General features: G+C 73.6%; 6 protein-coding genes. 3 read left to right on the top strand and 3 right to left on the bottom strand.

From position 1 onward, the window contains the following. Positions 1–70 precede the first annotated feature (70 nt). Entirely contained in the window at positions 71–499 is a 429-nt protein-coding gene (msrB, locus tag V1260_RS11245) for a peptide-methionine (R)-S-oxide reductase MsrB (protein WP_329746904.1), read from the bottom strand. Positions 500–605: 106 nt separating this feature from the next. Here msrB and V1260_RS11240 point away from each other — a divergent pair, with 106 nt between their 5' ends. The 3 genes from V1260_RS11240 to V1260_RS11230 all read left to right on the top strand — a co-directional run bounded on the left by V1260_RS11240 (position 606) and on the right by V1260_RS11230 (position 3,944). Continuing rightward, positions 606–1,961, top strand: coding sequence for an alpha/beta hydrolase family protein (locus V1260_RS11240; RefSeq protein ID WP_329746903.1), 1,356 nt, complete (start codon positions 606–608; stop codon positions 1,959–1,961). Between the two features lie 60 nt (positions 1,962–2,021). Then, complete coding sequence (gene zapE / locus V1260_RS11235) at positions 2,022–3,107, top strand: cell division protein ZapE (RefSeq protein WP_329746902.1); 1,086 nt, start codon at positions 2,022–2,024, stop codon at positions 3,105–3,107. A 96-nt stretch (positions 3,108–3,203) separates the two neighbouring features. Beyond that, complete coding sequence (locus V1260_RS11230) at positions 3,204–3,944, top strand: SDR family oxidoreductase (protein WP_329746901.1); 741 nt, start codon at positions 3,204–3,206, stop codon at positions 3,942–3,944. Between the two features lie 15 nt (positions 3,945–3,959). Here V1260_RS11230 and treZ read toward each other — a convergent pair whose 3' ends face one another. Further along, positions 3,960–5,744 carry a malto-oligosyltrehalose trehalohydrolase gene (treZ, locus tag V1260_RS11225; protein WP_329746900.1) on the bottom strand — a complete coding sequence of 595 codons (1,785 nt, stop codon included), beginning with the start codon at positions 5,742–5,744 and terminating at the stop codon, positions 3,960–3,962. Next, positions 5,741–8,329, bottom strand: a complete 2,589-nt coding sequence (gene treY, locus V1260_RS11220) for a malto-oligosyltrehalose synthase (protein ID WP_442878154.1) — start codon at positions 8,327–8,329, stop codon at positions 5,741–5,743. The genes treZ and treY overlap by 4 nt, the downstream gene beginning before the upstream one ends. Positions 8,330–8,340 lie beyond the last annotated feature (11 nt).

Raw genomic sequence — 8,340 nt, 5'->3', positions numbered from 1 at the left:
TCCTTCTCCGTTCCCCCTTCTCCCTCCTCCCCCCCTCCCCCCCCCCCCCCCCCCCCCCCCGCGGCCGGCCTCAGGCGTCGTCGCTGTGCACCAGGCTGATCGAGTTGATGCAGTAGCGCTGGTCGGTCGGGGTGGGGAAGCCCTCGCCCTCGAAGACGTGCCCGAGATGGGAGCCGCAGCGCGCGCAGCGCACCTCGACGCGGCGCATCCCGAGGGAGGTGTCCTCGAGGAGCTCGACCGCGTCGCTGTCCGTCGGCGCGTAGAAGGCGGGCCAGCCGCAGTGCGCGTCGAACTGGGTCTCGGCGGTGAAGAGCTCTGCTCCGCAGGCCTTGCATGCGTAGGTGCCCGCGGCGCGCACCTCCTCGTACTCCCCGGTGCCCGGACGCTCCGTGCCGCCCTCGCGCAGCACCTGGTACGAGGCGGGGTCGAGGCGACGGCGCCATTCCTCCTCGCTCAGGGCGACGGTGTAGGGACGGGATCCGATGGGCTCGGTGGACATCGCGCACTCCGTTCTGCGGCGCGGGCGCCGCGCTGGTCGACGCGCCCGCGGCCGGACCGTCGGGGCGCTCACAGTCTCGATCGTAGTCGTCGATAGGATGCGCGGCATGACGCATCGGTCACCCACCGCGCCCCCCGGACGCCGCTCGGTCGCCCCGCTCAGCATGCTGCGGGAGCGCGGCAGCCAGGGACGATGGTCCGACGTCGCGGTGCTCGGCGCAGCGGGGGCGCTCGGCACGTTCACGCTCAGCGCAGGCCTCCTCGCCCTCGGGGCGCGCGTGATGGCCCGGCTCCCGCTCGTGCCCCAGCAGGGACTGCGGCACCGTCCAGATCTGGCCGTGCGCGCGGTGCACGGCGACCGGGTCCACCTCGACGCCACCAAGGAGTCCAGCCGGGCCGGACTGCTCGCGCTGCGCCAGTCCGGCGGGACGGTGCACGTGCGGCTCGGCGAGGTCACCGGTCGTCCGACGCCGACCACCATCGCCCGGCCCCTCCTCGCGGTGGACACCGTCGATCCGCTCACGGTGGAGAAGGCCGCGGTCAACGGCTTCTTCTGGGCCGGCACCCCGCAGACCGCGCACGGCCTGCCGACGGAGGAGGTCATGATCGACTCCCCGGTCGGCCAGATGCCCGCCTGGCGCGTCGACCCGGACCCCGCCGACGGCGCCGCCGCGGGCCGGGCGGACACCTGGGCGATCCTCATCCACGGCCACGGCTCGACCCGCGGTGAGGCGCTGCGGATCATCCCGCTGCTGCATCGCCTGGGACTGACCTCCCTCTCCATCACCTACCGCAACGACACCGGAGCGCCCGCCTCCGCCGACCGCATGCACCATCTCGGCGCCGCCGAGTGGGAGGACGCCGAGGCGGCGATCGAGTACGCGCTGGCCCACGGGGCCCGGCGACTCGTGCTCGTGGGCTGGTCCATGGGCGGGGGCATCGCCCTGCGCACCTCGGTCCGCACCGCGCACCGCGACCGGATCGCGGGCCTCGTCCTGGACTCGCCGGCCGTGGACTGGCAGGACATCCTCGTCTACCACGCGACCGCCCTGAAGGCCCCTCGGCCCATGCGCCGCCTCGCCATGTGGATGATGACCTCGCAGATCGGGGCCCGCCTGGTGCGGCTGCACGAGCCGCTCGCGCTGGACGAGATGACGCCCGCCTACTACCACGACCATCTCGATCACCGCACCCTCCTCCTCCACGCCCTCGACGACGCGACCGTTCCCCCCGCTCCGAGCCGGGAACTCGCCGCCCTCCGGCCGGATCTCGTGACCTTCGTGCCCTTCGAGGGGGCCTCCCACACCCGGGAGTGGAACCGCGACCCGGTGCGCTACGAGCGGCTCCTCGCCGGCTACCTCATCGACGTGCTCGGCCTCGACGAGGACCCCGCAGCGCTCACCTACCCCGTGCGCGACCCCGCCTCCCCGCCCGGCGAGGAGTCGATCGGGCTGAGGATCTGAACGGCTCGAGGATCTGAGCGGGGGACGGGAAGCGCCCGCACCCGCCCTACACTGGCCCGCGTGACCGACTCCCTCCGCGCCCGCCGCCCCGAACCCACCCTCGAGCGGCTCCTCGCGGATCTCGTGCCACCGCCCCGCTTCTCCGAGGCGCGCCTGGACAACTACGTGCCGGATCCGGCGCATCCCTCCCAGGAGCAGGCGAAGCAGCTGGTCTCCGCCTTCGGCGCGTCCCTCGGCCGCCCGGCCCCCGGCGGCGGCCTGCGCGCGCTGCTCCGCCGCCGCAGCGCCCCGGCCCGCGCCCGCGGCCTCTACCTCGACGGCGGTTTCGGGGTGGGCAAGACCCATCTGCTCACCTCGCTCTTCCACGCGGTCGAGGGACAGCGCGTGTACGGGACCTTCGTGGAGTACACCGATCTCGTCGGCGCCCTGGGGTTCCAGCGCGCCGTGGAACTGCTGGGCGACTCGGTGCTGGTGTGCATCGACGAGTTCGAGCTCGACGACCCGGGCGACACCCTGCTGATGACGCGCCTCATCCGGGAGCTGTCCGATCGGGGCGTCGCGGTCGCCGCGACCTCCAACACCCTGCCCGACGCCCTCGGCGAGGGGCGCTTCGCCGCCCAGGACTTCCTGCGGGAGATCCAGGCCATGGCCGAGCGCTTCGAGGTGCTCCGGATCGACGGCGAGGACTACCGCCGGCGCGACGGCGTGCGGGAGATCGCCGCCCTGCCGCGGACCGTGGTCGAGGGCCATGCCGGATCGCTCGACGGGGCGACCCTGGACGGTTTCGACGAGCTCCTCGCCCACCTGGTGACGGTGCACCCCTCGCGCTACGGCGCCCTCATCGACGAGGTCGCCGCCGCCCACCTCACGGACGTGCACGGACTCTCCCACCACCACGACGCGCTCCGTTTCGTGGTGCTCGTGGATCGACTCTACGACCGCGAGGTGCCGGTCCTCCTCTCCGCCCAGGGCGTTGGGGGAGGAGCCGGTCGCGAGGGCGAGCCGGCCGTCATCGAGGACCTGTTCTCCGCCGACCTGCTGCGCAGCGGCTATCGCAAGAAGTACTTCCGCGCCCTCTCCCGGCTCGCCTCCCTCGCCCGGGACGGCGCGGAGATGGTGGGGACGGCGGAGCGTTCCGCCGGCTGAGCCCTCCGCCGGCTGCGCTCTCCGCCGGCTGAGCTCTCGGCCGGGGGAGCCCCGCCCACCACTGACCCACCCCCGCCGACCAGGAGGTCGCCCCGCATGAGCACCCCCGGAACTCTCCACGTCGACCTCTCGGGGACGACCGCCGTCGTCACCGGCTCCACCCGGGGCATCGGCCGGGCCATCACCGAGGGTCTCCTCGCGAGCGGCGCCGAGGTGATCGGCCTGCAACGGGGCACCGACAGCCTCGGCGAGGGGCACCACCCCCTCTCCGTCGACCTCTCCGATCCCGTCGCTCGGGCGTCCGCGATCTCGCAGGTGCTCGCCGACCACGAGGTGAACCTGCTGGTCAACAATGCGGGCATCACCCGACGGCACTCCTTCGAGGACTTCCCCCTCGAGGAGTTCTCCGAGGTCATGGCCGTGAACCTCGACGCGCTCGTGCACCTCACCCAGGCCTTCGGCCGACCGATGCTCGCCCGGGGCGGCGGACGCATCGTCAACATCGCCTCGATGATGTCCTTCTTCGGCGGGGTGCAGAACGCCGCCTACTCCGCCTCGAAGGGCGCGGTCGCCCAGTTCACGCGGTCCGTCGCCAACGACTGGGCCGGCCGCGGCGTGGGCGTCAACGCCATCGCACCCGGTTACATCGCCACCGAGATCAACACCGCGCTCCGCGAGGACGAGGACCGCAACCGCGAGATCCTCGGCCGCATCCCCGCCGGACGCTGGGGCGATCCCGCGGACCTCGTCGGGATGGTCCTCTTCCTCGCCAGCTCCGCCGCGGACTACCTGCACGGGGCGGTGCTCCCGGTCGACGGCGGCTACCTGGCCCGCTGACGCCCCGCCGCGCCCTCAGCGCTCGGTGAGCCGGAGCACGGCCGCCCCGGCGCCCAGCAGCTCGATCTCGCCGTCGGCTCTGTGGTGGACCTCGCCGAACCGGGCGAGCAGCTCCCCGGCGCCCTGCTCCGGGGCGAGACGGAGCGGGCCCGGCCCGCGATGGGCGAGGACCCCGATCCCGCCGCGGCGAAGCAGCACCGCGGACTCCGAGAGCACCTCGACCGCGGTGCGGCGCAGATCTCCGCTGCCCAGATCGTCCTCCGCCCGGCGCAGGGAGAGGAGCGTGCGGTACCAGTCCAGGATCCGGGCGTGATCGCCGCGGTCCCGCTCCTGCCACCGCAGCTGCGAGGCGACGAAGGTGGCGCGGTCCTGCGGATCGGGCACCTGTTCGCTCCAGCCCATCGCGGCGAACTCCTCCGCCCGGCCCGCGCTCACCAGCGGGCCCAGTTCCGCGTCGTGATCGGTGAAGAAGGCGAAGGGCGTCGAGGCCGCCCACTCCTCGCCCTGGAACAGCATCGGCGTGCCGGGACCGAGCAGGACCAGCGCGGCGGCCGCCGCATGCTGCTCGGGGGAGAGGCGATGGTGGAGGCGATCTCCGGCCGCCCGATTGCCCACCTGGTCGTGGTCCTGGAGGAACACCACGAAAGAGTGGCCGTCGTAGTGCGGGGACGACGGATCCACCGGGGCACCCCACACCTGCTCCCGGAAGCTCGACCAGGTGCCGGCGTGCAGGAACATCCCCGTCAGCACCGTGCGCAGCACCTCGGCGTCCCCGAAGTCGGCGTAGTAGCCCGCGCGCTCGCCGGAGATCCAGGCGTGCACGCCGTGGTGGACGTCGTCGGCCCACTGCATGTCCATGCCGAGGCCGCCGGCCGCGGTGGGGGTGACGGTCGCGGGCTGGTTGCGATCCGACTCGGCGATCAGCGTGAGCGGACGCCCCGTCTCCGCCTCCCAGACCCGGACCGCATCCGACAGCTCGGCCAGCAGATGCCGCGGCGAGTCGTCGTGCAGCTCGTGCACGGCGTCGAGGCGGAGCCCGTCGAGACCGAGATCGACGAGCCACTGGCGGGCGCTGCCCAGCAGGAACGCCCGCACCTCGGCGGCGCCCGGCTGGTCGAGGTTGACCGCCTCGCCCCAGGGCGTGAGGTGCAGGGGCGTGAAGTAGGGGCCGAACATCCCCAGGTAGTTCCCGGAGGGGCCGAGGTGGTTGTGGACCACGTCGAGCACGACGGCGAGTCCGCGGGAGTGCGCCGCCGCGACGAAGCGCGCGAGCGCCGCCGGGCCACCGTAGGCGGCATGGACCGCGTACAGCCCCACCCCGTCGTACCCCCAGCCGCGGTCCCCGGGGAAGGTCGCCAGCGGCATCAGTTCGACCGCGTCGACGCCGAGGTCGACCAGCTCGTCGAGCCGCTCGATCGCGGAGTCCAGGGTGCCGGAGGCACCGTCCGGCCCGGACGCGAAGGTGCCCACGTGCAGCTCGTACAGCACGGCGCCGCGCAGGGAGCGTCCCTCCCACCCGTCGGCGGTGCGCAGCGCGGACGGATCGACGACCTCGCTCTCGCCGTGCACCCCGTCGGGCTGGGACAGGGATCGCGGGTCCGGCAGCCACAGCTCGCCGCCGTCGAGCCGGAAGGAGTAGCGGGCTCCGGGCACCGCAGGGACGCCCGGCAGCTCGAACCAGCCGTCCGCCGACGGGGTCATCGGATGGACCGCGCCGTCGACGCGCACCTCGACGCGCGCGGCGGCAGGAGCCCAGACGGCATAGCGGGAACGGTCCACGGAGAGGCTGCCGGCGCTCATGCGCGGGTCCCGCCCTCGATCGCCGCCCCCGCCTCCGGGCGCACCAGCAGCGCGACGGGCCAGGTGTCGAGCAGGTCGCCGAGCGGGGTGCGGCCGCCCGCCACGACGGTTCCCGAGAGGAGGTCCTGCCACTCGCCCTCGGGTAGCGAGATCCAGGCCTCGCCCCAGCCGCCGCGCTGGGCCAGGCCGTGCGCAAGGCGGGTGACGACGGTGACCGCCTCGACGGGGCCGTCGCCGACGGCCCGGCCGAAGGCCACCGCGTGCCCGGTCGTGGTCGCGAGCGGCAGATACGCCGCGTCCCGCCCGCGGAACAGCTCCGGCCGCTCGCGGCGCAAGCGCAGCGCCCGATGGGTCAGCCACAGCTTCTCGTCGTCGAGCCCGTCCGGCCCCGCGCCTGCGAGCATGCGCTCCAGCCGCTCGGCGTGCGCGCGGTGGTCGACCGGCCGACGGTTGTCGGGGTCGACGAGGGAGAGGTCGACCGTCTCGTTGCCCTGATAGACGTCCGGCACACCGGGCATGGTCAGCTGCACGAGCTTCTGGCCCAGGATCGCGGCGCGCTGGGCGGGGAGCGTGCGCCGAGTCCACTCGGTCAGGAGCGCCTCCACCTCCGCGCTCCCGAGCGCCGCCCGTCCCAGGGCGAGCACCTGCCGCTCGTACTCCTCGTCCTGCTCGGTCCAGGTGGTGTGGGTCTTCGCCTCCCGCATCGCCTTGGGGAGATAGCCGTCCAGGCGCTCGCCGTCGATCCGTGCGGCGCGCGAGCCCGGCAGGTCCCAGCAGGCGGCGAGTGTCTGGGCGAGCAGCAGTCCGATCGCCCCGTCCACCCGGTCGCCGCGCTCGCCGGCGAGGGCCCGCTCCAGATCGAGCACGAGGAGGGACCACTCCCGGGGTGCCTCGGTCAGCACCGCGAGACGCGCCCGCACGTCCTCGCTGCGCTTCGTGTCATGCGTGGACAGGGTGGTCATCGAATCCGGCCGCTCGCGGACCATCGCGAGGGCGTGGTCGTGCAGCTCATCCGGCTCGACCCCGATCCGTTCCGGATCCGCGCCCACCTCGGTGACGGGCAGGAAGCGCGGGTAACGGTAGAAGGCGGTGTCCTCGTGGGCCTTGGCATGGACCGGTCCGCAGGTCTGCGCGAAGCGGATCACCACCTCCGCCCGATCGGCCTCGGCGCGGCGACCCGCGCTGCCCACCTCGTCCCCGCAGACCAGGGCGACGACCGTCTCGAGGGTGCCGCGCACGTCCTCGTCCTCGCCCAGCTCGAGCAGGGCCCGCTCGGCGGCGGCCTCGATCACGGCCCGCTCGGCACCGGGCGCGGCCTCGCCGGGGACGATGTACGCACGGTAGCGGTCCATCGCGCCGAGCAGCGCGATCACCACCCGCTGGATGTGTCGCCGGGTCGTGTCCCGCAGCCGGATGTCCTCCTGGCAGATGCGGTGGATGAGCGAGGTCAGCCGCTCGATCTCCGCCCACAGGCTCGTGGTGATCACGAGATCCGTCGCCTCGCGGGCGACCTCCTCGAAGGGGCGCAGGTCGCCGGTGCGGCGCTGCCAGAGGTGGGTGAGCGCGGGGGCGCCGTGTGGGTCATGGAACAGCCCGCCCACCCGCCACAGAGCGTCGTATCCGGTGGTGCCCGCGCACGGGAAGTCGCCCGGCAGCCGCTCCTCGCCCTCGAGGATCTTCTCCACCACGGTCCAGGCGCCGTCCGTCGCCCGGTCGAGATCGCGCAGGTAGCCGCGCGGATCGGCGAGCCCGTCGGGATGATCGATGCGATAGCCGTCGATCACGCCCTCGCCCTGCAGCCGCAGCAGCGTCGCATGGGTCGCGGTGAAGACCTCCGGCAGCTCGACCCGCACGGCGGCGAGGGTGTTCACGTCGAAGAAGCGGCGGTAGTTCAGCTCGTCGTCGGAGACCTTCCAGTACGCGAGGCGGTACCACTGCCGATCCAGCAGGTCGGCGAGGCCCAGGTGCTCGGTGCCGGTGGCGACCGGCAGCACGTGGTCGAAGTAGCGCAGCACCGTCTCCTCGCGCAGCGAGCCGTCGGCCTGCGGGATCTCGTCGGTGGCGACGGTGATCTCGCCGTCGGCGAGCACGGCCCCGATCGGTCGGCCCAGCACCGGCATGAGGATCGAGCGCTCCGCCGTCGGATCCACGTCGAACCAGGACGCGAAGGGGGAGTCGGCCCCGTCCCGGAGCACCGACCACAGGGCGTGGTTGTGGTGGATCGGGGTGGGGATCGCCATGTGGTTGGGGACCACGTCGACGATCAGGCCCATCCCGTGCTCGTGGGCGGCCGCTGCGAGGCGGCGCAGTGCCTCCTCCCCGCCGATGTCCGCGGAGATCCGACCGTGGTCGACCACGTCGTAGCCGTGCATCGAGCCGGGCGCCGCCTGCAGGACGGGGGAGCAGAACACGTGGCCGACGCCCAGCCGGGCCAGATACGGGACCAGAGCCGCTGCATCGTCGGCCGTGAAGCCGGCGTGCAGCTGCAGCCGGTAGGTCGAGGTCGGGACGGGGCGGGCTCCGCGCGGGATGGGACCCCGCTCCCGCGTCGAGGGTCGGGGGCGGTGCTCACGGTCCGTGCTCACGATCGCTGCTC

The organism is Brachybacterium sp. J144 (assembly GCF_036321705.1).
Classification (GTDB): Bacteria; Actinomycetota; Actinomycetes; order Actinomycetales; family Dermabacteraceae; genus Brachybacterium.
The sequence above is the reverse complement of the archived record's forward strand: the minus strand, read 5'-3'. Positions and strand labels throughout refer to the sequence as shown.

Excerpts from the sequence above, each read along its gene's own strand:
- V1260_RS11240 (WP_329746903.1), top strand. The coding sequence starts at position 606 with ATGACGCATCGGTCACCCACCGCGCCCCCCGGACGCCGCTCGGTCGCC.
- V1260_RS11230 (WP_329746901.1), top strand. The coding sequence starts at position 3,204 with ATGAGCACCCCCGGAACTCTCCACGTCGACCTCTCGGGGACGACCGCC.
- treZ (WP_329746900.1), bottom strand. The coding sequence starts at position 5,744 with ATGAGCGCCGGCAGCCTCTCCGTGGACCGTTCCCGCTATGCCGTCTGG.
- msrB (WP_329746904.1), bottom strand. The coding sequence starts at position 499 with ATGTCCACCGAGCCCATCGGATCCCGTCCCTACACCGTCGCCCTGAGC.